The organism is Noviherbaspirillum pedocola (assembly GCF_016632335.1).
Taxonomy (GTDB): domain Bacteria; phylum Pseudomonadota; class Gammaproteobacteria; order Burkholderiales; family Burkholderiaceae_D; genus Noviherbaspirillum_A; species Noviherbaspirillum_A pedocola.
Map to the genome: position 1 here is coordinate 1 of NZ_JAEPBG010000001.1, position 25199 is coordinate 25199.

Here is a 25199-nt window from a genome sequence, read left to right on the forward strand (position 1 = left end):
TGGCCCGCAGCGGCGGCTTGGAGCTGCAACAAGGCCGGATATACAGCTGCAGCCCAACTTGTTCTTAGTTGCTATAGAAACCTCTCGCAAAGGGAGGCGTTCATATACATTACAACGAGCAGCATCCTCATAGCGCGCTGAAATATCGTTCGCCACGCGAGTTTCGCCGCGGGACGGAATCATTAACCTTGGTGTGACGCTGTGTCCGGTAGTACGGGGGCAAATCCAACAACGAAATGGTCGGTCGTACTTCTACCTCGGTCGTACGTCATGCCGTGGACCTGCGGTGTGCTAATAGCTTGGGATTGTCAGTAGAGCCGGCCATTGCCGCAGTTGTAGCCACAGTTGCATCCCCCATGCGCGCCAGTCGCACCAGACGGCTGCTGCGCTCAACCAGCATGCCAATCGAGGACTGAGCGCCTGCTCATTTGACGAAAGTCTCCTTCCCAGTGGCGCAACATCACCCGCTCATCGACGTGCGGCGGTCACACGTGATGCTGAACACCTCCAGAGGCTGACTTCGGCGGTCGATGCCGCGGCTACGCAGCAAGCGGGTACTGCGTCCGTAACGGAAATAAGCTATGCGTTGACGGTGCAACTCGCCCTTGACGCGGGACCGGTGGCGGTGTGAGTGATTGCGTGGTTAGAAAAGCTTAGCCGCTATTTGCGGAAGAGACCACCGCGCATTACGGACCACCCATTACGCTGGGCTGCCGAGCTGCAAGCCAGTTTGTTTATTAACTGTATTGCTGAATGATGATGGCGACCAGCGCTAAAAGAAGCAACTGGCATGCGATGATGGGCTCCAAAATGCTGAGCAACCCCCGTGAATCGTCGGAAGGTGGTGAAGTCGTGCCCAATGCCTTAACTGCTTCTGCATCTGACGACACACCCAACTTTGCGATTTCCAAGCGATTCATTGCGTGACCTTGCTGTCGTTTTGCGATGTCAGCGCAGCTTGCCATCTTACGTAAGCCCCCAAAGCACTACTTTACCAATCTATTGCGCCGCAACAAATGGGTGCACAAAGAACGAGCTTGTCAGGAACTAGCTCTATAGCCGATGACGCAAATGCCTACAGCGCAGCGCAGCAAATTACGGCTCAACTTCGTGTTGATGACTATCTCCAAAACGCCAAGGGTGGGTCCCTCGCGCATACTCTGGCCGCTCTCGGACAAGCCAGCCCCGGACTACCGGCCTGCAGATGGTGAGAGCTTAAGGGAACTAGGCGGGCGCCTCGAGGTGAGGTTTTACAGGCATTGGCTTCGCGACCTGATAGTCACCCCGTCGAACCTGGGCCGTCCGTGTAGCGCAGGGCTTTATACGTCTTCGAATTCTATGAGGGCAATCCAAATAAGGTACGGTCGTTCAGTAGTTCCGCGACCACTAAATCGTTTTACCGTCATGTGGCCGAGACTGGCGGCTAGGGAACCCAATACCACTATTGCTCGCTTTGCCGGCCGAAAGTATTGCCCTGCTCGAAATTAGGCAGTGGGAACGATATCGTTCCAGTGGCTTGTAGCTTGCCGTAGTAAAGTGGGTTAGCTGGGTTAATGAGTTCCGTACCTTGGAGTTGTCCTGTGCCAGAAGCTCCAGCGAAAATCCCTGTCCCGCCTGTTATCGTGAATGCGCCACCGTTAATGGTAAAAAGCCCGGGCGTCGCGGTCGGAATGAAAGCGCCAAAGTATGTGGCAGTAAGCTTATCGCCGTTCACGGCAGTGATTGTAAGTTTGCCGTCGCTGAACTGAAGGTTTGAAGTGGCACAATCAGTAGCCGTCGCAGTAATTGGGCCGCTATAGCCTCTCGAGCCAGCACCGACTGTTATCGTCCCCGTACCTGCCGACATGCCTACAAAGGCCGTCCCCGCAGGGCAAGATACGCCCTTGGCTAACTGAATGGGGGTGACTGTCTCTTGCGTATTGAGATTGATATTTAAAGGCAGGTTTAGCAGTGCAGCTTCAGAACTTACCGGGGAGAATGCAAGCGCTGAAAAGAGCATTGAGCCCGCGAAGCTGAAGAATTTAGACTTGGATTTCATGAAATTTGTCATTGATAAATAAATCGGTCGTTTTAAAATTTCGTTTTGTTTATTGATAAGCAGCGATGGAAATTCTGAAGGAATTCTCGCCTTTAAATATACCGTTTATGGTGGTCTTAGGGCTGAGAAGAGAAATATGACCAATTGTTGCTTTCGCGGTCGCTTTGGTGGTTATTGGTCAAGGCGCGCATAGTGCCGGGTGTAACTGCGTAGTAACGACCACTTCTCTGCCATAGGTGTCGAGCTCGATATCGCTAAAATTACCAGTCAACGAATCGATAATCGCAGCCTCACATGTGCCGTTCGATGCCAGAACGTTAGCGACTTGCCCCCGAAATGCGCCATAGGCGACAACATTGCTGCTCGGGAGAAGACAAAATGCACTGTTTTCCTGTCCTGTCTGGTAGTTGTACAGGCATCCCGTGTCGGCGTAGAACGCAAACACATGCCCGGGACCATCGATGACATGACTGCCTGCGCTGCTACCCGCCCAGACGATAAATTGTGGTGATGTTTGTGCTGCACCACCATCCGCGGAACCGCCTCCGCCACATCCGGCGAGAACTGCCGCGCTGAGCGCAATGAGTTTGGACGTCATTTTCATAATTTCACCTATGGACGTACTGTTACAGCGACCCGGCCGCAAGCGGCGGCAGTACAACGCGAATCGCAGGATAGCAGCAACGTGCGGCCGAGCATTGGAAAACGGACAAAGCATGCATGCTTAACATACAGGTAACACAATCGTTAGGTTCTTTGGTTGCATGGTCCCGCGCTTCCTTAACATGGCTCCGATGCGCCTCTCAATGTCGATAAGCGCTTTGTCTTGGACTCACGGACACCGAATGATTTGCAAAAGCGTCAGCGTCGTACGTCGAAGTCGGCTCATCCGGAAATTCAGAGTTCATGCTGTGCGAGCCATTGACTGAAAAAGCGGTCGCACAACGTTCATTTTGTCTACCGAGGTTCGCTGCACAGTGTCCGGAGACCCGAATGGGGCCTTTTTCAGCGACTTCGGGATGTCTTTCCTATTCCGCTGTGGCAGCATTTACAACCCGTTACCGGTGAAACAGCTTTCTGTGTACCAATGCCGTTGGTCTGGGAATATTCTTTGAACAACCCAATCGCACTTGCTTAAGGAGCACAACATGGAAATGAACCAAGCATCAAATCGTATCCATCCCCTTGTCGCCGGCGCTGCCGCGTCTGTCATGCTAGTAAGCTTGGTCGGTGTCGCTGCAATTACGGGCCTGCTTCCGAGTTCGCATGGCACCGTCGCTGAACATGTGCCAGTGGCGACCCAGCAAGCTGCTGTCGCCAATATCCCGGCACAGGCTCAACAAACCGCTCCTGTTGTGGTGAGAGAGGTTGTAGAGCACAGGACAGTTGTGCATGACCAGTATGTGCAGCACGCGACCGCACCACGGCATACCCATGCTACGCAGTACGCTCAATATGATTCAACTCCCCGGTATGCACCCGCCCCGGTCTATCAGCGTCCTGCTCCTGCTGCAAGCAATAGTCCGGTTGGAATTGGTGTCGGCGCCGTTGTCGGCGGTCTGCTCGGCAGCCAAGTAGGCGGAGGCACCGGCAAGACTCTGGCCACCATAGCCGGTGCAGTCGGCGGCGGATATGTCGGTAATGAAGTCGCCAAGCGAAACTTCTAAACACCAAGGAGCGGCCATGTCATTCCGGACATTGAGCGTAATCGCGGTTCTCGCCTTTCCTCTTGTGGCCTCTGCGACGGAATATCGCATCCTCGAGCGCCCGCGCCAGGAGTGCTGGAACGAGCAAGTCCCTGTACAAAACGCCGGTCAGGGCTATGGTGGCGTAGTTCTCGGTGGACTTGCCGGTGGCATCCTGGGCAACCAAGTTGGCGGCGGAAACGGACGTGCTGTTGCGACTGCGGTTGGTGCCGTGACCGGTGCGTTGGTCGGCGACCAAATCGCCAATAGCGGCGGCCCCGGATTTCGCTCGGTCCAGCGCTGCCGCACTGTCGTCGACCAGGTGCGAGTGCCGGTGGCTCAAGAGCCCGCCGCAGTCTATGTACAACCTGCTCCCGTCTACGTACGACCCGCCCCGGTATATGCGCAACCGCCCATGGTTGTTCAGCAGCCAGGATACTATGTGGCACCTGCTCAACCTGATTACTACGGCTACGGGGACCGTTGGGACCGTCGCTGGCATAAGCACCACCATCACGACGATGACGACTAGCAGAGGACAAATGGAAGTTAGCTTGGTATCGAGATAATGCGACCTCTCCAAGCACTGAAGAGGGATGCTTTAGGCGCTATTTATCGCCATCACCGCATTACAGTGCCCTCTTCCTTTTCAGAGTCACCATTACTTGGATATTTGCTTTGCCCGTATCGAATTAGTAGCACGCCGAGAGCAAGGAGAAATATCGCCCCCGCTGATGCAAGCATATGCCATTCGGTGATGCGCTCAATATTGAGAATCAACTCTCGGGCCAACGAAACTATGGCGATATACAGCGGAAAACGAACCGGCAATTGGCCGGCTTTAAAATATTGGGTAACCATGACTAATATTTCAAGGAAAAGAAACATCAGCAGTAAGTCGGTAAGCGTTACCTTACCAAAAAATGCCATTGCCCATGCCTCACGTGCCATTGCGTAGGTAGTCGCAATAGCGATAACAACCAAACCAAACATTTCAGAGATGTGAAGCAGCTTGCGAAAAACTTCCTGCATTGACCGAATTGATTTCATCTATTTCCTTATAAGCAAATACACCGTTAAACATTCTGAAAGATGAAAAGCGTACAATGTCAAAAATTGTTTTATGATGACACGGTCATCGCCTTGGGAATAAGGACTGGACATATCCCCCAAAACCTTGACTCATCACATCACCATTAACACAATACGCGCCACATCCTCACAAAGCCTAAACTCATTAAAGCGCCCGACAGAGAATCCATACCACCTCCTCAACACCCTCACCGCTTTATATTATTTTGCTTTTCCTGCGCAACATTAGAAGAATTCCGAAATATTTCATTGCGTGCCGCGCTGTAGCTTGAAACGCAGAATGGAACAACATAATTCATCAAAAGGTGCCCTACCGCGATTGGCGCGCCCTCAATGAATGCGCCTCCCTGGTTGATTGTGTTAAGAATTGAGCCTACGAACAACGACGTCCGCAACGATGCCCAAAAAATAACGGGGTTTTTAGCGGCCAGCACGATTCTTCCGAAATACCGAAAAAAAGAAAATGTTTTCATTTGCATTGCACACCCTTTTATCTGAAACAATTCCATATGAATGTTTGCAGGGTTCCGCATCAACTAGGTGTTATATCACCCCGCTATAATTTGACTAGCGGCAAGAAGTACTTTGCTATTTAGCATATAGGGAGCCCTTTTTAATTCGCAGTCACTGCAAAGTGCTTTCTTTGCACGCGCGCTTTCACCGCCGCATGTTGAAGTGCCGGGTTGGCATAACCGCCAGATTTCATTGGCGCGGGCGACCACACCATAATGGCGGAATCTTTAGGACGCCCTAAAAACCAGCATATTTAGGTAGCATTTATTTTTGGACCGATTATACCAAAACGAAACGAAACGACATAGTATGCCTGCCCTATTCACTACGAACTGGATAGGAAAGTGGGACGGCAACCTCCCCATGGTCAAATACTTCAAAGCAACAATAGGTGGCACGTGCACTTCTTCCCTGGTTTTGGTATGATTGGCCCAAAATCATTTTCAATTATCCGTTGACATTACTATGGGGCGACCAAGAGAGTTCTCACATGAAGAGGTAGTTGATAGTGCTGTTGAAGCCTTTTGGAGCAACGGCTATGAAGCACTTTCAACGGCGGACCTTGCGAGCGCCATGGGTGTTGCGAAGTCATCTTTGTATAATGCTTTTAAATCCAAGCAAGATGTGCTCCTCTACGCCCTTGCTCGTTATGCAAACATGCACAGTGCGGCAGTCCGCAGGCTTGTAGACGAAAGCGATACCGTCGGCGCATTACGGCAACTACTTCTTAATGTTGCCCAATGCAACGACGATGGACGGGGCTGCTTGCTGGTTAACACTGCTGCCGAGTTAGGCGCAAAATCCGTCGACGTGCAAACCGAGCTGAAGTCGGGTTTTATGGCGATGCAAAAGGCGTTTGCCGCTATCATTAAATCAGGCGTTCAGGCGGGCACTATCAACTTCAGTTGTGATGCCGATGCCGTTGCTCTGACACTTGTTACAGGCATTGCCGGGATGCGTGTATTGGCCAAAGGCGGTTACTCAGCGGCCGAACTCGCCCCATTTATCGACCTTCTCGTGCAACAGCTAACGGCATAAATTTTTTTCGCTATTTTGTACCGATTGGTACAAAATTGTAATTCACTGTTCTTTTTCACAAGGAGACCATGATGGAGCATTCAAAGGTTGCAAAACTTTCGCTTTCCCCTGTTCAACCTTCGTCCGCTGAGGGCCGAACTAAAGAAGTATTAGAAGCTGGAAAAAAGTCGGCAGGCTTCATTCCCAACATGTATGCCGGTATGGCTAATGCGCCCGCTTTATTGGACACCTATCTGTATGGCTACGGTCTTTTCCGCAATGAGGCGGGATTTACTCCAGCGGAGCAAGAACTGGTGTTCCTGACGATTGCGCGCGTGAACGAATGCACCTATTGCGTCGCTGCCCATAGCTTTATTGCCGAGGCCATCTCGAAGACCCCTCATCAGGCTATCCAAGCGGTCCGCGAGGATGCAGCCATCGACGAGCCGAAGCTCCAAGCACTGTCCACCTTCACACGTACGATGGTTGAAACGAGGGGGAATCCGACGCCTGAAGAGTTGCAGAAATTCCTTGATGCAGGATATACCGAAAAAAATGTACTCGACATCATCTTGGCCATTGCTGTGAAGACCATCAGCAATTACGCCAATCACGTATTCCATACCGAAGTAGACCCGCAGTTCGCCTCCAAGAAATGGAGCCCGAAAACTGAGTCGTAAAAGCCATCCTTGAGGTAGGCTACCAAGCCGGACTTCGTTCCGGCTTGGTATGGCGACGTGCTAAGCGCGCAGGAGTCATCTTAGAAAAGGCCGGCGTTCAAAGCATATAGCCGATATCGGAAGCACCTGTTGGATAGGCAAATATCGTCGACTTCAAGTTTTGGGCGGTTAGTTCATGCCGAATAGCTAGAGCGAAGAGATTGATGACTTCATCAGCATTTGGCCCGACCAAATGTGCGCCCAATACCCGTTCTGTGGTTTCCTCAACGAGCACCTTGAAGCCATATACTGGCTCTGCTGATTGCCGAGCCGTGAACCAGGTTGATGCTTTCTCGCTCTGGATACGGAATTTGAGCCCTTGGGCCCGGGCTTCCTGTTCTAACAGACCTACGCGAGCAATTGGCGGGATAGTGAACGCGACACTCGGTACGCCGCGATAATCAGGCCGCTGGTGGTTTCCCTTGAGTAGATTTTCAGCTACCACCTTGGCATCATGGCTTGAAACCGGCGTCAATGGCGGCCCTTTTTGCGCGACGTCGCCGGCTGCGTAAATTGCGGGGTTCGATATGCTTTGCAAATAGTCGTTGAGCTCCAGCTTTCCGTTTTTGGTAGTTACTCCCGCCGCGACGAGATTCAACGATTCCAGGTCGGGAGAGCGTCCTCCAGCATGGACAACCAAATCCGCGTCAATAGTGACTTTGCGGCCATTCGTAGACGCATGGACACGGTAGTTTGCGCCAATTTTCTCGACAGCCTCTACCGACGTTTTAGTGCGGACATCAATGCCAAGTGCTTGGAATTTCTCCATCAGCCAAGCCACCAGGTCGGCATCGAATCCCTTCAACATGCGGTCGCCACGCTGAAGAATCGTCACGTTCGCGCCAGCACGAGCTGCAATATGGGAGAACTCGGCGGCAATATAGCCCCCACCCACTAACACGATTCGCCGTGGCAGGCTCTCAAGAGCAAGGAAGCCTTCATTGTCGATTAGGTATTCCTCACCCGGGATATTGAGCTTAACCGGTTCAGCCCCCGAGGCGAGCAGGATGTATTTCGAATCGAGCGCTTCGCCATCTACTTCGAGGGAGTTTCTGCCGGTGAGTCGCGCCCGGCCATGATAGGTATCAATGCCCTTGTCGGTGTAACGCTGCGCATTTTTTTCTGGTACCGGGTCCGTGAAAGAGCGCTTGAACGCCATCAGCTTTTCCCAGTCGATATGGGCATCGCCGACGACTCCGTTGCCGCGCATGCGTTGGACATGGTCAATCGCAGAAGCTCCCGCAATCAGCATCTTCTTGGGGTCGCAACCACGCAAGGCACAGGTACCGCCCAAAGGACGGAAATCGATAACGGCAACTTGCCAGCCGGCTGCGCGTACCCGCATAGCCGCCACCATCGCCGCCGTGCCGGCGCCAATCACAACGAGGTCATATTGCTTCGCCATTTGTTATATCCTTTTTGCGCATGAGTGCGTTGGGTTTGCGTGCCAGCGGCGGAATGGTCGCCTACGTTAGCTGCAGCAATCTCGTTGCTCTTGCACCGGCGGGCACTTTACCGACCCATACGTACAGAAGACACAACAGTCCCCAGACTTCGGACGAAGAACAGTCTTACAGTTCTCGCATTCGTAATAGAACTGACAGGCATCAGTCGGCATCGTTTCGCGTTTGGCGAAACCGCACCTTGGGCAAGTCAATATCGATTCGGTAATTGGACCGGTCATCCTGATTACCTTCGTGGCGTGGATGGGTAACCTGCATCGGTTGTAGCCTTGACCAGCGCGGCAGTATCCGCCTTGGCCGGGTCAAACTGGACCGTCGCCGTCTTGTGGTCATAATCGACCTTGGCGTCTTCAACGCCTGGCACTTTTTGCAGCGCCTTTTTCACGGTCACTTCGCATAGCGAGCAGGTCATGTTCTTCACATCGAGAACTGTCGACTGTGACGCCGCGAATGCCGACGCCATGGGTAACAGGCCCAGCGCCAGGATTTTTGCAAGAAGTCGCATTTTGGTTCCTTTCAGATAAATAGAGGGGCTACCGCCGGGAAAGCGAGCAATCCGATGATGAAGACGGTGACCACCCAGAAAATCGCACGCTGCCGTTTGACTACCACAGGAATAGCGCAAGCCTGCCCCGGACTACAGACTTGCTTGACCAGATAGAGACGGCGAAACGCCATGGCAAAGAAAAGCACGGTAAGCCCAATGAATAGCGGCCGGTACGGTTCGAACGCCACCAGATTGCTAATCCAGGCGCCACCAATACCGAGCGTCAACAGCAGTAAAGGACCGACGCAGCAAACTGAGGCGCCAATGGCGGCCAAAACGCCAACGGCTAGCGACCGTTTCGAATCCCAAAAAAGCATGAACGAACTCCTCCCTCAAATGACAACCAAAGTATAGACTGCGTACCTTGGTACGGAATCAAGCACCTCTTGTAGTAGTCGAACTGCCATGCTGACTATCGGACAAATTGCCAAGGCGGCCAATGTTAATGTCGAAACGGTGCGGTATTACCAGCGCCGTGGCCTGCTGCGCGAGCCAACAAAGCCACTGAACGGTCAGCGTCGTTATGATGACGCTGACGTTCGTTGCCTTCGCTTCATCAAGCGCGCCCAGGCTTTGGGTTTTCGTTTGGATGAAATTGAGCATCTTCTGCGGCTGGAAGGTACGGACTGCTGCCATGATATGCATGAGCTTGCCATTGATAAATTGTCCCTTATCGAGGCAAAGATTGCCGACCTGTTGAACATGCGCCAAGCACTGACCCGCCTCGTACAACAATGTGAGCATGGAGAGCACCAAGGCGCATGCCCAATCATTCAATCGCTCGCACTCGGTCTTGATGTCGATATGCTGAAATAAGGCCGTCTCGGTCGAACTTTCCATCACATACCACTCTTGACACCCCATTTCACGAGTAGCCAATTGGCAGGATAGGTGGTCAGAAAACCTAGGACCATCCCGACCTGCATCATGAACCAGAACACCATCGATGTCGGTTCAGGGCGGTGCGATGGCATCAGCATGAAATAGACCACCGCCATCCATGCGAACATGCCGACCTCAAATGCAATGAGGGACAAGGTATCAGCCTTCACCGCATCTTTCAGCGCCTCGACAGGCGATGCTTTGGTCATCGCGCGAACAGGAAAATACTGGAACGCGATGCCAAACAGGTAGGCCAACGTGAAAGACATCAAATAGTCCGCGTACAGCCGCTCTCCCAACACCTGCCATCCGATGACAAAGACAATTGGTGCGCCAATCAGGTCGCCGAGCACGCACCCGCTGCCGCAATGCGTAGCCGACAGGAATATGCTTTTCCAATGCGGCTTGCTTGCCGCCGACTTGGGGGCATCCATAGCGAGTGGGCGCCCCATGCCGGTGTACAGCCACCAGCCAATCATCGGGAAGTACAAGCCTGTAATCGGCCAGACCAGATTCATGATTTTCATCATTTGTGGATGCGCCATGACATCCACTCCAATGGCAAGCGCTGTCATCACGCCGCCAATGACAGACAACCAGGCCAGGATAATCAACCAATGTGGCATATCATTTCTCCATCGATATTCGCGGGAATTGCCTACAGGCTTCCTTCTTCTGCCTAGTGGCGAGCGGTTCGCTCGAGCTCGTCGAGAATTGGGCATTCCGGCCGGTGGTTTCCTTCGCAGGTATCAGCAAGGTGCTGCAGTTGGTTCCGTATGGACTGCAGCTTTTCGATGTCTGCGTCGAGCTCGCTGATGTACTGGCGGGCGAGCTTGCGGACCTCTGAGTTTCTGCGACTACGGTCTTCCCAGAGCTCGAGTAGCGTTCGGATACGCTCAATAGAGAATCCCAGCTCGCGTGCGCGTTTGATGAAGCGTAGTTTCTGCACGTCAGTCTGGCCATACTGGCGATACCCGGATTCAGTACGGTGAACAGCAGAAATCAATTCGATGCTTTCGTAATACCGAATCATCTTTGCTTTCACACCAGATGCCTCTGCTGCCTGTCCGATGTTCATGACTGCCCTCCCTGCCCGGTTGCTGGCTTCCACCGGCGCAGCAGCAGTGCATTCGAGACCACGCTGACGCTGCTGAATGCCATTGCTGCGCCCGCAATCACCGGATTCAGATATCCAAGAGCTGCCAGCGGAATGCCGATGACGTTGTAGAGGAAGGCCCAGCCAAGGTTTTGTTGAATCTTGCGGTATGTCTTCTTGGAGATATCGATGGCGTCTGCCACGAGCACCGGGTCTCCACGCATCAGGGTAATGCCCGCCGTGTGTATGGCGACGTCCGTACCGGTGGCCATGGCAATGCCGACATCGGCTGCCGCAAGAGCAGGCGCGTCATTGATGCCGTCACCGACCATCGCCACTTTGCCTCCATCGCGTTTCAGCGCAGTAACGACGTTCGCTTTGTCCGCAGGCAGAACCTCGGCCTCGAAATCCGTAACGCCGACGGCGGCTGCAACGGCTTTCGCACTTCCTGCATTGTCCCCGGTCAGCATTACCGAGCGTACCCCGATGCGGTTAAGCCGGGACACCGCTGCCTTCGCCGAAGCCTTGAGCGTGTCGCCAAAGGCCAAGAGCCCGGCAAGTGCAATGTCGTCAGCAGTTTGCACCGCTAGCCAGGATACGGTTTGTCCGGCGTCTTCATGGGCTTTGGCAGCGTTTTCCATCTGCGTTACCGGGACGCCGATTTCTTCCATCAGGCGCTTGTTGCCCAAGAACACCGTTGCGCCGTCCACATCAGCCTGGACGCCACGTCCGGGAAGCGCTTTGGCTGCGGAAGCGGGGCGAAGTACGACTGCGCGGGAAACGGCAGCGACTTCGACTGCCTTCGCCAAAGGGTGGTCGCTGTACTGCTGAACGGCCCTGGCGAGCTCGAGAACTTCACTATCTGACCGGGCAGCGCCCTCAATACCGACGACTGCTGGCTTGCCTTCCGTCAGCGTGCCGGTCTTGTCGAACGCCACCGTAGTTACCGCATGCGCGGTTTCAAGAGCTTCCGCATCCTTGATAAGGATGCCGTATCGAGCGGCTGCGCCGGTGCCAGCCATGATGGAAGTCGGCGTGGCCAGACCAAGCGCGCAAGGGCAGGCAATCACCTGGACCGCCACAGCGTTCAACAAGGCTTGCTGCCAGTCTCCGGTAAGCAAGCCCCAACCGAAGAACGTGACCAGTGAGATGAACAAGACAACCGGGACGAAGACTGCACTCACCTTGTCGACGAGCCGCTGAATCGGGGCCTTTACCGCTTGCGCCTCTTCGACCAGTTTGATGATATGCGAGAGCATCGTCGCGCCGCCAACGGCGGTAGCTTCCAGCACGAGAAGACCTTCGGCATTTACCGCGCCCCCGGTCACTGCGTCGCCAATGGTCTTGGCCACCGGCAGGCTTTCGCCGGTCAGAAGGGATTCATCCAGGTGGCTGCTTCCTTCGATAACGACGCCATCGACCGGAAGACGGTCTCCCGGGCGGACAATCACCGTATCGCCTACCTGAACAGAAGCAATCGGCACCTCGCTCTCTTGACCATCACGCCGAATAATTGCGACGGCCGAACGCAAGGATTCGAGCGCACGCAAGGCGGCAACCGTCTGGTGTTTCGCTCGAGCTTCCATCCATTTGCCGAGCAAAATCAGCGTAATGACAACGGCAGACGATTCGAAATACAAATGATGCATGCCTTGGTGGCCCGCGTCTTTTATCAGCAGATAAACCGACAGGCCGTAGGCAGCGCTTGTCCCGAGAGCGACGAGCAGGTCCATGTTGCCTGACTTGGCTCGCAGCGCCTTCCAGCCCGCCTTGTAAAAGCGGGCACCCAACCAGAACTGCACTGGCGTGGCCAGCAATAGCTGCAACCATCCGGACAGCATCCAGTCCCGGCCGAACAGCATTCCGAACATCGGGGCGACCAGTGGTGCGCTCAACAGGGCTGATACCGCGACCGGCCACCACGTTGGAAGTCGATTCGCGGGTTGTGACGCGGGCGCGCCCCCGGCTTCGACAGCTGCGTCATAGCCAGCTTTTTGCACGGCGGCGATGAGAACATCGACCGGCACACCAGTCGTGCGGATTTGCGCCTTTTCAGTCGCAAGATTGACAGACGCCTCGGTGACGCCCGGCACCTTTCTGAGCACCTTTTCCAAGCGTGCCACACAAGACGCGCAGGTCATGCCGGAAATCGACAATGCGACTTGTTCTCCGGGCACTTCATAACCGGCCTTTTCCACCGCCTTCGAAATCGCCTCGAAGCTTACGGTGGGCGCTGCGTACACGGTGGCGTTCTCGGTTGCCATATTGACGGAAGCACTCTTCACCCCAGGAACTGCTTGTAACGCCTTTTCCACACGTGAGACGCACGATGCGCAAGTCATCCCACCGATTTTGAAGCTCAGTTCCGTGGTGTCTGCTCTTTCCCTAACAGCGGTATCCATAAAACCTCCTGTCTATGTCCCTCACGATAGTGATTCCAACGATGGGAAGGTCAAGGGAGGATTTTGGTGGTAACGAGACGGAACAGGCATACTCTGTCTACAGCGCTTTACGCCTGGAAACATCGAGCGCAAAGCGGGCGTCCATCTTGTGTGGATGGTCAAGTGCGACCAACTGTGCCGCACTTTCAGGCGGAATGGTGAATTGCAAACGCGTAGACTTTCTTATTCTTTGCCCCCGCGACTTACCGGCCCAGGACTACGGGTCCACTGAGCCGTCGGTATAGCCAGTAGTCTACTGACCATTTTCCAGCGCCTCGGCACAACAAGATAAGCAGCATTGCTGCCCATTGAATATGGGTTGGCCATGCAAGCGGATACACAAACACCTCAATGACGGTCGTCATCCCGAGCAACACCAAGGCCACCGGGCGGGTCGCCAACCCGAGGATTAGGAGTACCGGTGTTGTCAGCTCGATAGAGACTGCAAGATAGGCGGCAATCTCAGGAGGAAGAAACGGCAACCGATACTCCTCCCGGAATAGTTCAAGCGCGGTACTCCAATTGGCCAGCTTCGTCATCGCCGAGTTCCAGAATATGGTGGCGACAGCGAACCGTAACGGGAGCGCGAGCAAGCTGTAGGGCACCCGCTCGAGCCATCCAACTATGCTTCGCGACCAGCTTGTCGACGACGAGTCCCATAATGCAGATTGTGAAAGATGCTTCATATGACATCCTCTCCGAGTAATAACTCGCGCGCCCTCATGGACAGGTCAATATCGGTGAAGCAGCCTGATGCAAGAAGCGACGCGAGCCAAAGATGTGTCTCGGCTTCCGGCATCCCGACGAGAGCCGTACCCAATTGCTGTCCTGCAAGCAGCGCGGCGGTAAGCTTCCACTGCCACCCCGCTATTCGTTCCACTTCTATTCCCGACGCGGACCGGCGAACAAGCAAAAACACCGCAGCGTTATCCAGGCTGATTTGCGCCAAGGCGCTCTCGTCACGGTCCAAGACCGCGCGCCAAATGACATCGATTGGAAACGTGGACTGGAGCATCCGTACGGCAGGATGCGCCACAAACCGCACGTTTCCGAGTTCTGACTGTTCCACGCAAGCGAGGCGAGCGACCTCGAGAGGTTCTTTATCGGGCGCATGCAGGGCCTCATTCACAGCCCATTCAAGCCGTGCAGTATCAGGGAGATAGCCAAGTGCCGCCGCTTCGGGCATGCGTGCAAAAAAATCCGGAAATCCGGCGCCATAGGCGTCCAGGTACGCGCTCATCGGCGGGTTCTGCTCGATGAACAAGCGTGCGGCGCCCTCGAAGAATTCGGCCCCGACCAACAATTGGACGACCGGATAAGACAAGCGTAGTGAGCTGACCAGCGTACTGGTTACGGTATTACGGTAAATCGTGATTCGGCTACGGGCGTCCAGTCCATCAGTCACGACAAATTCGGAGGCATGACTATCGCCTGCACTGAGTAGGTCAGAGTAGACTGCCTGCTGCAGCTCAAGCAGCGTTGGCGTACGGGGATGCATTTCGCTGTTTCTCCAAAGCTGCCGTGGCAATTGCCGCCTCTTCCATCAACACGTCGAGCGCGGGCACGCTCGTGTCCCATTCAATCAAGGTCGGGACACATCCGAAACGTTTGAGCGCTTGCTCATAAAGGGACCAGACTGACGACGCAACACGTGAACCATGGTCGTCGATGAGAATGACCTGGCCATTGTCGAGTTGGCGTTCACTGTGGCCAGCCAAATGAATTTCGGTAACTGCCTCCGGCGGCAAGGCATCCAGATAGGCTTTGGCATCCCAGCCATGGTTCTTGGCGCTGACATATATGTTGTTGACGTCGCACAAGATGCCGCAACCGGTTCGCCGTGCCACTTCGGCGAGAAACTCCCACTCTGGGATAGTTGAATGTTGGAAACGTAGGTAGGACGAGGGATTTTCGATTGCGATACGGCGCTGCAGGCAAGACTGCATATGGTCAACGTTATTGCATACGACGCGCAACGCTTCCTCGGTCAACGGCAGCGGTAGCAAATCGGCTAGATACCTTCCGCCGATGACACTCCACGAGAGATGCTCCGATACCAGTCCAGGTTCGACACGCTCTACGACTGCGCGAACGCGGTTCAAATGGTGAACATCGATTCCTTCGGCACTTCCAAGTGATAATCCGACTCCATGCAGCGAAATCGGATAGTCGCGTCGAATGGAGTCCAGACAGCCAGGCGTTCTACCTCCGCCCATGTAGTTTTCCGTGTGCACTTCAAACCAGGCGATAGCAGGACGCTCATCTATCACTTCCTGATGATGTCGGAAGCGCAGCCCGACGCCGGCGCGTGCCGGAATCAGGCTGGATGCACGCAGCGAAGCAGATAATGCAGCATGCATAGCCGACTCTCGCTCAGGTAGGATTCGGCTTGCCGCCCTGGATTTTGCTGCAATCGCCTGCTGGTAGCAGAACGAACGACTTCGTATCGCGCGCCTGCGTCGCCTGACCGGCACAGGAGTGGGCTCCCTCGGCACAGTCATTCTTTGCCGCGGCATTGATGCCGTAGCATTTTTCGAGCTTGCTATTTTTCATTCTTGCCATGTTGTCTTTGACCACTTGCGGCATGGCGCCCATATCTTTCGACTGCTGTGCTTGAGCAGGGAGAGCTTGCATGGCGAGCGCCAAGCCGATGGCTGAAGACAGGGTCGAGGCGGCCAAAACGTGTTTGTTCATCTTGCATTCTCCGGAAGATTGCGGCCCGATTTCGGCACCGTATCTTGAAGTTCGGCGGAACACCGCTAAAGGTTACCGTCCTTTCAAAATATTTTTTGCATGACGTTTGCCCGGTCCATCGCGCAAAATGCAGCCATGCTCAAGTACCCATTTCGTCTCGGCCCCTCCACAGACCTGGAGCATGAAGCCGAGAAGTTCACCACGTCGAAAGTGCAGACTGAATCGTCAAGTCTTCGAGGAGACGGGACATTGGACTGGTCCATTGCGATGGCCAATGCACAAGCTGGCGACCAGGAGGCCTATCGCCGACTCCTTGAAGGCATCACCCCTTATGTACGAGCGCTCGTGGCCCACCAGATACGCAATAGCGCCGACATCGAGGATACGGTTCAAGATGTTTTGCTGACGATACACTCGGTACGCCATACCTATGACCCGTCGCGCCCATTCGGGCCATGGCTGGTTGCTATTGTGAACAGGCGAATTACCGACGGGTTACGCCGGCGTGGGCGTGTTGACGCGCGCGAGATGCCGCTTCAACCTGAGCACGAAACTTTTGTTTCCACGGATACTAACTCGCAAGAAGAAGCTGTGGACGCGCGCTTGGTACGCGCCGCCGTCGAGCGCTTGTCGGCAGGACAGCGTCACGCCGTGCGCATGCTGAAGCTGGAAGAAATGTCACTAGAGGAAGCTTCCGCTGCGAGCGGGATGTCGATATCCGCGCTAAAGGTCGCGACGCACCGGGCAATGAAGCGCCTGCAAGAGCTATTCAAGCAGGGAGATAAGAGATGATGAACCGAACCAATGACTTGATTAACCTGCTTGTTGCAGACGTAAAGCCGGTTAAGCGGCTTCGCGCTCCCATTGTAAGAGCCGCATGCTGGATATTGTTTGCCATGCTAATCATGGTTCTCGTCGGTATCGCGCACGGTCTGCGGCCAGACTGGGAGCTGAAGCTCGGCCAGCCTCGTTTTCTTCTCGGTGTAGCAGCAGCCATCACCACAGGGCTGCTCGCTGCCGTAGCGGCGTTCATGGTTAGTGTCCCAGGGACGTTACGCCGGTGGCTTTTGTTGCCGATACCAGCGGCGGGCGTCTGGTTCGGGACGATTGGCTATGGTTGCCTGTCTGAGTGGGTTGCCATTGGTCCGGACGGCATTTCTTTTGGCGAGACGGCACGTTGCTTTGCAACGCTGGGATTGGTCGGCATGCCGCTGTCCCTCTTGATGCTCCTCATGTTACGGCACGTAGCCCGGCTATCACCGAATTCCGTCGCGATGACGGGTAGCCTCTCTGTCGCGGCGATGACGGCAGCTGCGCTGTCGGTATTCCATCCGCTTGATGCCACAATCATGATATTGATATGGAACCTTGGACTGGCCGCCTTGTTTGTGTGGTTAAGCGGCAAGTATGCGCGGCGTATTTTCGAATGGATGGAGTCCCAGTGATAGCAAGCTAATTTCCCTTGCAGAGCTGGTCAGCCAAAACCTGTATATCAGCAACGTTGAAATCAGGTTTTGGTCCTAAAGGAAAAAGTTGCTGGCCCGCGCGGGCGACAAACGCAGTTTGCAAGCCAGCCCATTTTGCGCCGGCGACATCCCATCCATGGGCAGCGACCAACATGCACTGGCCTGGCTCACAACCCATTTCTTTGACTGCCCATTCGTAAACGGAGCGGTGTGGCTTGTATTTTCCGACGCTTTCGACACTAAGTTGACGCTCAAAGCAATCCGACAGCCCCGCGTAGTCGATTTGTGCTTTGACGCCTGACTGCGAAGAATTCGTTAACGTCGCCAACCGAAAGCCCTTCTGCTTCAATTGCTCCAATCCCGGTCGTACATCCGGAAACGCAGGAAGCGTGCGCATTGGTTCGAGAGCTTTCTTCGCCTGCTCCGTAGTCAAAACAACGTCCGTATTCTTAGCCATCATTTCCAGAACGGCTGCGCCGATGTCCGGTAGCGATGCGTGCTGTTCGCTGGCTGTCATGACGAGAGAGTACTGAAGCATGGTTGTAAACCATAGTTTAGCGGCGCGCTCATCCAGGAGTACGGCATTGATGCTCTCCGACAACGGCGTCAAATCTAGCAGCGTCTCATTTACGTCAAATAGAAGCACCGTTGGACGGAGTTTCTGCTCAACCATTTTTCGTCTCCTTCTATTACAAGAAAGTGTTTAAATCGGTGTTGTCCTATAGATGGAGATTTTAGACTATACGTTCCAAAACATTTTTCAGCAACTGATTTGGCACTGTATTTTCGTTTTGGATTAACGTACATGCCGCAAGAATCCTTCGATTTTCTTGCGGGTGCTCGATTGAGAAACATGAGTCTGGCTACACCAGACCGGAAAGCGCAAATGTGTTTACTCCCATCAACTAACGCCTCATGCTCGCCTGCGTACGCATGGCGAGCATTCCCAACGTCAGCACGACCTCGCGTGGGACGGATAGAACCCGCATGTCCAACTGCATTGCCATGAGCTGTTGACGCATCATTCCCGCGTTCCGGACATTTACCATCGCCATGCGCACTAGGTGGATAGGCATTTGCAAGAAAACCGCGCGAGCCCTTACTACTTTTCCACAGTCAACGCTGTAACCGTCGCCTGGTCTTTGACCCTTTCAACAGCGACTTTGACCTTGTCACCTGCTTTAACCGTCGAAAGCAGCGAAGCGTTTTGAACTGGGAAAGTCATCGTCATCGGTGGCATTTCGACCGTTGTGCTTTTCAAGGGGCCATGCTGTATGGTGATGGCTTTTCCTGCCTTATCGACCGCCTTCACTTCTGCCTCATTCGTGGCCAGTCCAGCAGTCTTGGATGAGCCCATTTGCATAGAATTCATTTTCATGTTGCCCATATCCATTTTCATGCTGCCATTACCTTGGTCAGCGTAGGCATTCAGCACCAGCATGGCAAAGCCGAAAGCTGCGGTGGTTTTAATCAGTAAATTCTCCATGGGATGACTCCTTTGTGGATGAGAGTGGAAAATGGGTATTGCGTCGTAGCTTGTGCTCTTGAAGGAGGCGCCAAGCCGCGGGGATGACAAAGAGGGACAGCAACGGTGCCGTCAACATCCCTCCGACCATAGGCGCTGCGAGTCTCGACATAGCTTCATGCCCTGCCTCATGCCCCAGCATCAAAGGAATCAGTCCGGCCAAGATGACAGAGACAGTCATGGCTTTGGGCCGAACGCGCTGCACCGCGCCTTCCCGTATAGCCTCGGCAATCAGTTCCTTGGTTAACGGGCGCCCGGCGTCCAAGCGTTGTTGGAGCGCATTGCGCAGGTAGACCAGCATGACTACGCCGAACTCCGCTGCAAGCCCCGCCAGCGCGATGAAACCGACCGCCGTGGCGACCGAAACCGCGTGACCGAGCAGCCAGATGAACCAGAAGCCGCCGATGAGTGCAAATGGCACGGTCAGCATCAGCAGAAGCGCTTCCGAGACCGACCGGAAGGCCAGGTACAGTAGGAAGAAAATAACCAGCAACGTAGCCGGAATGACAGTTTCCAGCCGCGCAGCCGCGCGTTCCATACTTTCGAATTGGCCGGACCACCCGATTGAGTAGCCGGGCGGAAGCTTGACCTCGCGAGCCACCGCGCCTTGCATGGCCTTGACCGCTGAGAGCAAGTCCGTGCCGCGTACATCCACATAGACCCACCCCGACAGCCGGGCATTTTCGCTGCGTACCATTGGCGGCCCATCGGTGATGCGCACCCCGGCGATATCGCCCAGCCGAATCTGCGCCCCCTTGTCGGTGACAACTGGGAACTCCCGCAGGGATTGCACCGAGTCCCGGTATTGCTGCGGATAGCGTACGTTGATGGGGAAGCGCTGGCGGCCGTCGACGACTTCGCCAACGTTCTCGCCGCCAATCGCCGATGACACGACAGACTGCACATCGGCCACAGACAAGCCATACCTTGCCGCGCGTGCCCGGTCGACATTGACATCGATGTATCGCCCACTGCTTACCCGCTCTGCCAACGCCGACGTCACTCCCGGGACGCCTTTGACGGCTGACTCTATTTGCCGCGTGATGTGGTCAATTTCTTCGAGGTCCGCTCCTGAAACCTTCACGCCGACTGGCGTTTTAATTCCCGTAGAGAGCATGTCCAGACGATTACGAATAGGCGGCACGAACACGTTAGAGAGACCTGGCACCTTCACCACGCGGTCTAGTTCCTCGACCAGTTTTTCAGTAGTCATGCCGGCCCGCCATTGCTCTCTGGGCTTGAACTGGATGGTCGTCTCGAACATCTCCATCGGCGCCGGGTCAGTGGCTGACTCCGCGCGGCCCGCCTTGCCGAAGACCGTAGTCACCTCGGGCACCGTTTTGATGAGCCGGTCAGTCTGCTGCAGGAGTTCGCTCGCCTTGGATGCAGCCAGTCCAGGCAATGCGGATGGCATGTAGAGCAGGTCGCCCTCATCCAGCGCTGGCATGAATTCACCGCCCAAGCGCGAGACCGGTATGGCGGTCAACGCTAGAGCGATAAGAGCAATGCCAATGGCCCAGGCTGGATACCGGATACTGGCCTCCAGTAGCGGCCGGTAAGCGCGAATTAGTACCCGGTTGAGCGGATTGGACGCCTCGCTGGGAATGCGGCCGCGGATGAAGTAGCCCATCAGGACCGGGACCAGCGTAACTGCCAAACCGGACGCCGCCGCCAATGCGTAGGTCTTGGTGTACGCCAAGGGCGAAAACAGCTTACCTTCCGCGGCTTCTAAGGCGAACACCGGAACGAATGACAGCGCTACGATGAGGAGCGAGAAAAACAGTGCCGGCCCGACTTCAATGGCGGCCGCTGTCACAAGCTCCCAGCGTTCTTTGTTGCCGATTTGTCGATTGGGGTGAGCATGCGCATAGGCCTCCAGATGCTTGTGGGCGCTCTCCACGAGCACGACGGAGGCGTCAGTGGCGGCACCGATTGCCAAAGCTATCCCGGCAAGGGACATGACGTTGGCATTCACCCCCTGGTACCGCATCACAATGAACGCCGCGAGCACCGCCACTGGAAGTGACAGGATGGCGACCAAGGAACTACGGAAATGGAACAGGAAGATGGCGCAGACGACCGCGACCGCAATGAATTCCTCGATGAGCTTATTGCGGAGATTCTTCACCGCAGCGGTAATCAGGTTTGACCTATCATAGGTGCGCACCACCTCAACGCCTTTGGGCAGGGAGCCTTGCAGGCTTGCCAGCTTCGCCTTGACCGCCTTGATGGTGTCCAGGGCATTCTTCCCCGAGCGCATCACGACCACGCCGCCTGCGACTTCGCCCTGACCATTCAGTTCGGCGATACCGCGGCGCATTTCCGGCCCCAGACGGATGGTGGCGACATCGCGCAGTAGGACGGGCGTCCCGGTGTCGCTGGCACTCAAGAGCACATTACGGAAGTCTTCCAGGGAGCGCAGATACCCACGCGAGCGGACCATGTATTCCGTCTCGGCCATTTCGACGACAGAACCGCCTGTTTCCTGATTGGCCTTCGCCAGAGCATCGAGCACCTTCGCGTGCGAAATGCCAAATATCCGCAGCTTGTCCGGGTCCAGGACCACTTGGTATTGCTTGACCATGCCACCGATGCTGGCAACTTCAGCAACATCCGGAACCGTTTTGAGTTCGTACTTCAGGAACCAGTCGTTCATCGCTCGCAACTGGCTCAGGTCGTGCTGTCCAGTGCGGTCGACCAAGGCGTATTCGTAGACCCAGCCAAGCCCCGTGCCATCCGGCCCCAGTTCCGCTCGTACGCCCGGCGGCAGGCGGCTTTGGACTTGGCTCAGGTATTCCAGCACCCGCGAGCGTGCCCAGTACAAATCGGTGCTGTCGTCAAACAGGACGTAGACGAACGAATCCCCGAAGAAAGAATAGCCTCGAACCGTCTTCACGCCGGGTACGGACAGCAGGGCCGTACTGAGCGGGAACGTCACCTGGTCTTCAATGAGCTGCGGCGACTTCCCCGGATAATTGGCCCGGATGATTACCTGCGTTTCCCCGATGTCGGGCAAGAAATCGAGCGGAACGGTCATTGCCGCCCGCGCGCCCACAATCAAGATGACAGCGGCAGTAAGCAGCACCCAGAACCTGTTGGCGATGGATGCCCGAATAATACGGGCAATCATTTCTTGCCCCCGTCAACCGGCGTGACGGTTTCGAGCACGTAGCTGCCGTCTTTGCCTTCCTTGAACGAGAACTCGACGTCCTGGCCAACTTTGGTTTCCGAGAAGGCGTCCGGACGTGGCTTAACAAACTCCATAGTCATGGCTGGCCATTGAAGTTCCGGGATGGGCTTGTGCGAGAACGTGATGCCCTGTGGAGAGACTTTCTCTACCTTGCCCACGCCGTGGTACACCGGCGCCGTACTGGTCGAGGTAGGCTCGGGGCCCGGCCGCGCTTGTCCCTGCGCCTGGGTCGCTTCGGCAAGCTTCGGCAGAGCGGCTTTTAGGCTAGCCTCCGAGTCAATCAGGAATTGTCCGGAGGAGATTACTTTCTGCCCCTCGGCCAGGCCGCTAAGAATTTCGGTGTCTTCCCCGATATCCCGGCCAGTCGTGACGGTCACCGGCTGCATGCTGTTGTTTTCGCCTGCGATGATGACCACTGACCTCTTTCCGGTCACGATGACCGCCTCGGTGGGAACCAATAGACGAGAAACCGGCTTGTCGGCGCCAAGGCGGACCCGCATGAGCATTCCCGGGGTCAGGCTACCATCCCGGTTGTCCAGCTCAAGGCGGGCTTGTAGCGTTCTCGTGGCGGTGCTCACGCCAGGCAGGATTTCACGCACCTTGCCCGTATATTTCCGATTCGCGTCGCCGGATGGTGCGGCTTCGACCAGCATTCCTGACCGCGCCGAATTGGCCAGCGCCTCCGGAATTTCGGCCACCAGCCAGACTTTGTTCAGGCCCGCCACTTTGGCTACGGTCACTCCTGGCGAAACCATGGCGCCCTCGCGCACCGCCAACTCTGTGATAACGCCGGTTACTGGCGACGTCAGCGTAAGCTGGCTCTGCGCCTTGCCCGTCCGTTCAGCCTGGTCGACCAGCCCTGACGGAATGGAGAGAGCCTGCATCCGTTGGCGCGTGGCGGCCGCCAGTGCGTCGTTCCCGGACCGCTTGAGTGCCAGATACTCCTCTTGCGGACCAATCCAGTCTGGAACGAACAGCGAGGCGACCGGTTCTCCGCGCTTGATGCGCTGCATGGGCGCGCGGGCATAGAGCCGGTCGATGTAGCCGGTCACGCGGCTCTGTACGACTTCAGAAAGACTTTCGTCGAACTGGGTCGTGCCAACTACCTCGAGCGAGTCTCGCGTTTCCGCACGGCGTACGGTAGCGAACCGGACTCCCAAATTCTGCTGCACGGTGGGACTAACTTTGACCCCGCCCTCTGCGGACGCTTCATCGGCATAGACAGGCACCAGCTCCATGTCCATGAAAGGACTCTTACCCGGCTTGTCGAACTTCTGGCCGGGCACCATTGGGTCATGCCAGTACAGAACCTTGCGACCCGTCTTCGGGTCAATCTTGTCGCCTGCTACCGGGGCCGCCGACGCAGCTGGCGTAGCGGGTTGGCTCGTGCTCTGATGCATGCCGGCCCAGTAGCCGCCATAGGCCAGCCCGGCGCCAGCCAGCGCAAGAACTAAGGCTTTCATTACGATGTTCGACTTCATTGGTCGACCCTCCGCATTGCTGTTTGGTCATGCGGGACGACGTGGTATTCAAGCTCGGCCCAAGTGGTCGCCGCTTCCTTTTCGACATCGAGCACCTGCATTTGGGCGTCCAAGGACATCCGTTTGGCATTGAAGACTGCCGCCAGGCTGCCTGTTCCTGACCGGTATGCAGCCGTGGCCAACTCGACCTGCTGGTCTGCCGTCGGCAGAAATTCCTTTTTGAGTTGAGACACCCGCTCTTGAAGGCTAGACAAGGTCAGAGCCTGGTCATCAATTTCGGCCTGCAGCTGTCGCCGGGCGTCTTCGTACTGCATCCGGGCTTTGGTGCCCAGCGCTGATTTCTCAGCGATGTCGCGGTCCTGCTTCTGTGCGCGGTTGACTGGGAGCGGGATGCTGACACCGACCGAAACCATATTGGAGTATTGGCTGCCTCGTTGGGCATAGGCGGCTTCAAAGCTCCAGTCAGGCTGTCGCTCAGTAGTGGCGACCGTCGTTTCGGCATCGGCCAAGGCGACCCCTCGCTTAGCTGACAAAAGCATCGGGTGGTATTTCTCAAGCTCCTCGACCGGAAGGTTCACCACATGGGAGGTCAATGGTGGCAGCGTGCCGTCAACGAACTCCACGGGAACGGCTATCCACCGAAACAGCGCCGTCCTGGCGCTCTTGAGCACCTGCTCGCCTTTGCGAGTGCGGTCCTGCGCCTGTGCCAAGGCTAGCTGGGCTTGCAGAACGTCGGCTGCTCCTGTTTTTGCGCCGCGCAACGCTGCTTGGCCCGTGGTCAGGTCCTGCCTTGTTTCATTTTCCAATGCCTTCAGCAGTTCGAAGGAACGCTGAGCAAACAGCACATTTATCCAGGCTACGGCCGTCTCTTTTCTCACGTCGGCGACGTTGGCTAAGTAATTGGCTTCTTCGGCTTCGACGGCTCGTTGACCACGTTCGGCGCGGGCGATGCGCTTGTCGGAGGAAACCCACTGCTGTTCGATGCCGACGCGGCGCGCGGTCATGAAGTCACGCGTCAAGCTGTACTTTTCCTCGCCAGTCACGGGCAGGTTATCGACGCCCAACTTTAGCATCGGGGCTGGTAATTGGTCTGCCTTCACAGCCATTTCCCGGCTAGCCTGTACAGAAGCAGCCGCAGCTTGGCTAGAGGCGGAGTGCTGAACGCCCAGTTGCACTGCTTGGTCCAAGGTAAGCCCACTGGACTCGGCCAGGCTGAAAACTGGGACGATGGCGAGCGCCACTAGGGCACTCAGATGAAAACGATAGTGCTTCCGGCTATTGGCTGCCGGCAGCGATTTGATGCTGCAAAACATGAATTCTCCTGTGATTGGACGTGCGCCAGCTTCGGCA

General features: G+C 55.6%; 26 protein-coding genes and 1 pseudogene. 7 read left to right on the forward strand and 20 right to left on the reverse strand.

Annotated elements, in window-relative coordinates; genetic code table 11:
* Positions 1 to 737: 737 nt before the first annotated feature.
* From JJB74_RS32985 to JJB74_RS00015, 3 genes are all read right to left on the reverse strand, one after another.
* Complete coding sequence (locus JJB74_RS32985; protein WP_234483407.1) at positions 738 to 920, reverse strand: hypothetical protein; 183 nt, start codon at positions 918 to 920, stop codon at positions 738 to 740.
* A gap of 521 nt (positions 921 to 1441) precedes the next feature.
* Positions 1442 to 2038 (reverse strand): hypothetical protein, encoded by a 597-nt coding sequence (locus tag JJB74_RS00010; protein ID WP_200589412.1) that lies wholly within the window; start codon positions 2036 to 2038, stop codon positions 1442 to 1444.
* 178 nt (positions 2039 to 2216) lie between these two features.
* The gene (locus tag JJB74_RS00015) at positions 2217 to 2642 is read right to left on the reverse strand and encodes a hypothetical protein (RefSeq protein WP_200589413.1); all 426 of its coding nucleotides are present in this window, start codon (positions 2640 to 2642) and stop codon (positions 2217 to 2219) included.
* Positions 2643 to 3186: 544 nt separating this feature from the next.
* On the opposite strand from JJB74_RS00015, the gene JJB74_RS00020 reads away from it, so the two are divergent.
* Positions 3187 to 3705, forward strand: a complete 519-nt coding sequence (locus JJB74_RS00020; RefSeq protein ID WP_200589415.1) for a glycine zipper 2TM domain-containing protein — start codon at positions 3187 to 3189, stop codon at positions 3703 to 3705.
* 16 nt (positions 3706 to 3721) lie between these two features.
* A complete protein-coding gene (locus JJB74_RS34115) occupies positions 3722 to 4255 on the forward strand; it encodes a glycine zipper 2TM domain-containing protein (protein WP_200589417.1) in 534 nt (177 codons plus the stop codon).
* A gap of 89 nt (positions 4256 to 4344) precedes the next feature.
* Here the strand turns inward: JJB74_RS34115 and JJB74_RS00030 are convergent, their stop codons facing one another.
* Together JJB74_RS00030 and JJB74_RS00035 are read right to left on the reverse strand one after the other, a co-directional pair.
* The gene (locus tag JJB74_RS00030) at positions 4345 to 4773 is read right to left on the reverse strand and encodes a phosphate-starvation-inducible protein PsiE (protein WP_200589419.1); all 429 of its coding nucleotides are present in this window, start codon (positions 4771 to 4773) and stop codon (positions 4345 to 4347) included.
* Positions 4774 to 5003: 230 nt separating this feature from the next.
* Complete coding sequence (locus JJB74_RS00035) at positions 5004 to 5288, reverse strand: hypothetical protein (RefSeq protein ID WP_234483409.1); 285 nt, start codon at positions 5286 to 5288, stop codon at positions 5004 to 5006.
* 466 nt (positions 5289 to 5754) lie between these two features.
* Here JJB74_RS00035 and JJB74_RS00040 point away from each other — a divergent pair, with 466 nt between their 5' ends.
* Complete coding sequence (locus JJB74_RS00040; RefSeq protein ID WP_200589421.1) at positions 5755 to 6366, forward strand: TetR/AcrR family transcriptional regulator; 612 nt, start codon at positions 5755 to 5757, stop codon at positions 6364 to 6366.
* Between the two features lie 68 nt (positions 6367 to 6434).
* Positions 6435 to 7025 (forward strand): carboxymuconolactone decarboxylase family protein, encoded by a 591-nt coding sequence (locus JJB74_RS00045; RefSeq protein ID WP_234483410.1) that lies wholly within the window; start codon positions 6435 to 6437, stop codon positions 7023 to 7025.
* A gap of 97 nt (positions 7026 to 7122) precedes the next feature.
* Here the strand turns inward: JJB74_RS00045 and JJB74_RS00050 are convergent, their stop codons facing one another.
* The 3 genes and pseudogenes from JJB74_RS00050 to JJB74_RS34325 form a co-directional block, all read right to left on the reverse strand.
* The gene (locus tag JJB74_RS00050; RefSeq protein WP_200589423.1) at positions 7123 to 8469 is read right to left on the reverse strand and encodes a dihydrolipoyl dehydrogenase family protein; all 1347 of its coding nucleotides are present in this window, start codon (positions 8467 to 8469) and stop codon (positions 7123 to 7125) included.
* Positions 8470 to 8535: 66 nt separating this feature from the next.
* The gene (locus JJB74_RS32995) at positions 8536 to 8748 is read right to left on the reverse strand and encodes a GDCCVxC domain-containing (seleno)protein (protein ID WP_234483411.1); all 213 of its coding nucleotides are present in this window, start codon (positions 8746 to 8748) and stop codon (positions 8536 to 8538) included.
* A gap of 5 nt (positions 8749 to 8753) precedes the next feature.
* Positions 8754 to 9391 (reverse strand): annotated as a pseudogene (locus JJB74_RS34325) (mercuric transporter MerT family protein).
* Between the two features lie 88 nt (positions 9392 to 9479).
* On the opposite strand from JJB74_RS34325, the gene merR reads away from it, so the two are divergent.
* Positions 9480 to 9890 carry an Hg(II)-responsive transcriptional regulator gene (gene merR / locus JJB74_RS00065; protein WP_200589429.1) on the forward strand — a complete coding sequence of 137 codons (411 nt, stop codon included), beginning with the start codon at positions 9480 to 9482 and terminating at the stop codon, positions 9888 to 9890.
* Positions 9891 to 9913: 23 nt separating this feature from the next.
* Here merR and JJB74_RS00070 read toward each other — a convergent pair whose 3' ends face one another.
* The 7 genes from JJB74_RS00070 to bufA1 form a co-directional block, all read right to left on the reverse strand.
* Positions 9914 to 10582 carry a DUF4396 domain-containing protein gene (locus JJB74_RS00070; RefSeq protein ID WP_200589431.1) on the reverse strand — a complete coding sequence of 223 codons (669 nt, stop codon included), beginning with the start codon at positions 10580 to 10582 and terminating at the stop codon, positions 9914 to 9916.
* Positions 10583 to 10635: 53 nt separating this feature from the next.
* Positions 10636 to 11034, reverse strand: a complete 399-nt coding sequence (cueR, locus tag JJB74_RS00075; protein WP_200589433.1) for a Cu(I)-responsive transcriptional regulator — start codon at positions 11032 to 11034, stop codon at positions 10636 to 10638.
* Positions 11031 to 13454: a heavy metal translocating P-type ATPase gene (locus JJB74_RS00080; protein ID WP_200589435.1), complete on the reverse strand. Its 2424-nt coding sequence runs from the start codon at positions 13452 to 13454 to the stop codon at positions 11031 to 11033. Before JJB74_RS00080 ends, cueR begins: the two co-directional genes overlap by 4 nt.
* A gap of 242 nt (positions 13455 to 13696) precedes the next feature.
* On the reverse strand, positions 13697 to 14179 hold the full coding sequence (locus JJB74_RS00085) for a DoxX family protein (RefSeq protein WP_200589437.1): 483 nt from the start codon (positions 14177 to 14179) through the stop codon (positions 13697 to 13699).
* Positions 14176 to 14991 (reverse strand): HvfC/BufC family peptide modification chaperone, encoded by an 816-nt coding sequence (locus tag JJB74_RS00090; RefSeq protein ID WP_200589439.1) that lies wholly within the window; start codon positions 14989 to 14991, stop codon positions 14176 to 14178. Before JJB74_RS00090 ends, JJB74_RS00085 begins: the two co-directional genes overlap by 4 nt.
* On the reverse strand, positions 14963 to 15853 hold the full coding sequence (gene bufB, locus JJB74_RS00095; protein ID WP_200589441.1) for an MNIO family bufferin maturase: 891 nt from the start codon (positions 15851 to 15853) through the stop codon (positions 14963 to 14965). Before bufB ends, JJB74_RS00090 begins: the two co-directional genes overlap by 29 nt.
* A 13-nt stretch (positions 15854 to 15866) precedes the next feature.
* On the reverse strand, positions 15867 to 16187 hold the full coding sequence (gene bufA1 / locus JJB74_RS00100; RefSeq protein ID WP_200589443.1) for a BufA1 family periplasmic bufferin-type metallophore: 321 nt from the start codon (positions 16185 to 16187) through the stop codon (positions 15867 to 15869).
* 135 nt (positions 16188 to 16322) lie between these two features.
* Between bufA1 and JJB74_RS00105 the strand changes: the two genes are divergently transcribed.
* Entirely contained in the window at positions 16323 to 16979 is a 657-nt protein-coding gene (locus JJB74_RS00105; protein WP_234483417.1) for a sigma-70 family RNA polymerase sigma factor, read from the forward strand.
* On the forward strand, positions 16979 to 17632 hold the full coding sequence (locus tag JJB74_RS00110; protein ID WP_200590697.1) for an NrsF family protein: 654 nt from the start codon (positions 16979 to 16981) through the stop codon (positions 17630 to 17632). The genes JJB74_RS00105 and JJB74_RS00110 overlap by 1 nt, the downstream gene beginning before the upstream one ends.
* A 7-nt stretch (positions 17633 to 17639) precedes the next feature.
* On the opposite strand, the gene JJB74_RS00115 is transcribed toward JJB74_RS00110, so the two are convergent.
* The 5 genes from JJB74_RS00115 to JJB74_RS00135 all read right to left on the reverse strand — a co-directional run bounded on the left by JJB74_RS00115 (position 17640) and on the right by JJB74_RS00135 (position 25162).
* Positions 17640 to 18326, reverse strand: coding sequence for a haloacid dehalogenase type II (locus JJB74_RS00115; protein WP_200589445.1), 687 nt, complete (start codon positions 18324 to 18326; stop codon positions 17640 to 17642).
* Positions 18327 to 18755: 429 nt separating this feature from the next.
* Complete coding sequence (locus JJB74_RS00120) at positions 18756 to 19139, reverse strand: copper-binding protein (protein ID WP_200589447.1); 384 nt, start codon at positions 19137 to 19139, stop codon at positions 18756 to 18758.
* Entirely contained in the window at positions 19120 to 22308 is a 3189-nt protein-coding gene (locus JJB74_RS00125) for an efflux RND transporter permease subunit (protein WP_200589449.1), read from the reverse strand. Before JJB74_RS00125 ends, JJB74_RS00120 begins: the two co-directional genes overlap by 20 nt.
* Positions 22305 to 23849: an efflux RND transporter periplasmic adaptor subunit gene (locus tag JJB74_RS00130; RefSeq protein ID WP_200589451.1), complete on the reverse strand. Its 1545-nt coding sequence runs from the start codon at positions 23847 to 23849 to the stop codon at positions 22305 to 22307. The genes JJB74_RS00125 and JJB74_RS00130 overlap by 4 nt, the downstream gene beginning before the upstream one ends.
* Positions 23846 to 25162, reverse strand: a complete 1317-nt coding sequence (locus tag JJB74_RS00135; RefSeq protein WP_200589453.1) for a TolC family protein — start codon at positions 25160 to 25162, stop codon at positions 23846 to 23848. Before JJB74_RS00135 ends, JJB74_RS00130 begins: the two co-directional genes overlap by 4 nt.
* Positions 25163 to 25199: the final 37 nt, after the last annotated feature.

What these genes read in the sequence shown, in the direction of transcription:
- JJB74_RS00070 (WP_200589431.1), bottom strand. Translation starts at nt 10,582, where the DNA reads ATGCCACATTGGTTGATTATCCTGGCCTGGTTGTCTGTCATTGGCGGC.
- JJB74_RS00045 (WP_234483410.1), top strand. Translation starts at nt 6,435, where the DNA reads ATGATGGAGCATTCAAAGGTTGCAAAACTTTCGCTTTCCCCTGTTCAA.
- JJB74_RS00125 (WP_200589449.1), bottom strand. Translation starts at nt 22,308, where the DNA reads ATGATTGCCCGTATTATTCGGGCATCCATCGCCAACAGGTTCTGGGTG.
- JJB74_RS00050 (WP_200589423.1), bottom strand. Translation starts at nt 8,469, where the DNA reads ATGGCGAAGCAATATGACCTCGTTGTGATTGGCGCCGGCACGGCGGCG.
- JJB74_RS32985 (WP_234483407.1), bottom strand. Translation starts at nt 920, where the DNA reads ATGAATCGCTTGGAAATCGCAAAGTTGGGTGTGTCGTCAGATGCAGAA.
- JJB74_RS00135 (WP_200589453.1), bottom strand. Translation starts at nt 25,162, where the DNA reads ATGTTTTGCAGCATCAAATCGCTGCCGGCAGCCAATAGCCGGAAGCAC.
- JJB74_RS00015 (WP_200589413.1), bottom strand. Translation starts at nt 2,642, where the DNA reads ATGAAAATGACGTCCAAACTCATTGCGCTCAGCGCGGCAGTTCTCGCC.
- JJB74_RS32995 (WP_234483411.1), bottom strand. Translation starts at nt 8,748, where the DNA reads ATGACCGGTCCAATTACCGAATCGATATTGACTTGCCCAAGGTGCGGT.
- JJB74_RS00020 (WP_200589415.1), top strand. Translation starts at nt 3,187, where the DNA reads ATGGAAATGAACCAAGCATCAAATCGTATCCATCCCCTTGTCGCCGGC.
- JJB74_RS34115 (WP_200589417.1), top strand. Translation starts at nt 3,722, where the DNA reads ATGTCATTCCGGACATTGAGCGTAATCGCGGTTCTCGCCTTTCCTCTT.
- JJB74_RS00115 (WP_200589445.1), bottom strand. Translation starts at nt 18,326, where the DNA reads ATGGTTGAGCAGAAACTCCGTCCAACGGTGCTTCTATTTGACGTAAAT.
- JJB74_RS00120 (WP_200589447.1), bottom strand. Translation starts at nt 19,139, where the DNA reads ATGGAGAATTTACTGATTAAAACCACCGCAGCTTTCGGCTTTGCCATG.
- bufA1 (WP_200589443.1), bottom strand. Translation starts at nt 16,187, where the DNA reads ATGAACAAACACGTTTTGGCCGCCTCGACCCTGTCTTCAGCCATCGGC.
- bufB (WP_200589441.1), bottom strand. Translation starts at nt 15,853, where the DNA reads ATGCATGCTGCATTATCTGCTTCGCTGCGTGCATCCAGCCTGATTCCG.
- JJB74_RS00010 (WP_200589412.1), bottom strand. Translation starts at nt 2,038, where the DNA reads ATGAAATCCAAGTCTAAATTCTTCAGCTTCGCGGGCTCAATGCTCTTT.
- merR (WP_200589429.1), top strand. Translation starts at nt 9,480, where the DNA reads ATGCTGACTATCGGACAAATTGCCAAGGCGGCCAATGTTAATGTCGAA.
- JJB74_RS00130 (WP_200589451.1), bottom strand. Translation starts at nt 23,849, where the DNA reads ATGAAGTCGAACATCGTAATGAAAGCCTTAGTTCTTGCGCTGGCTGGC.
- JJB74_RS00105 (WP_234483417.1), top strand. Translation starts at nt 16,323, where the DNA reads ATGCTCAAGTACCCATTTCGTCTCGGCCCCTCCACAGACCTGGAGCAT.
- JJB74_RS00085 (WP_200589437.1), bottom strand. Translation starts at nt 14,179, where the DNA reads ATGAAGCATCTTTCACAATCTGCATTATGGGACTCGTCGTCGACAAGC.
- JJB74_RS00035 (WP_234483409.1), bottom strand. Translation starts at nt 5,288, where the DNA reads ATGAAAACATTTTCTTTTTTTCGGTATTTCGGAAGAATCGTGCTGGCC.
- JJB74_RS00080 (WP_200589435.1), bottom strand. Translation starts at nt 13,454, where the DNA reads ATGGATACCGCTGTTAGGGAAAGAGCAGACACCACGGAACTGAGCTTC.
- JJB74_RS00090 (WP_200589439.1), bottom strand. Translation starts at nt 14,991, where the DNA reads ATGCATCCCCGTACGCCAACGCTGCTTGAGCTGCAGCAGGCAGTCTAC.
- JJB74_RS00030 (WP_200589419.1), bottom strand. Translation starts at nt 4,773, where the DNA reads ATGAAATCAATTCGGTCAATGCAGGAAGTTTTTCGCAAGCTGCTTCAC.
- cueR (WP_200589433.1), bottom strand. Translation starts at nt 11,034, where the DNA reads ATGAACATCGGACAGGCAGCAGAGGCATCTGGTGTGAAAGCAAAGATG.
- JJB74_RS00110 (WP_200590697.1), top strand. Translation starts at nt 16,979, where the DNA reads ATGAACCGAACCAATGACTTGATTAACCTGCTTGTTGCAGACGTAAAG.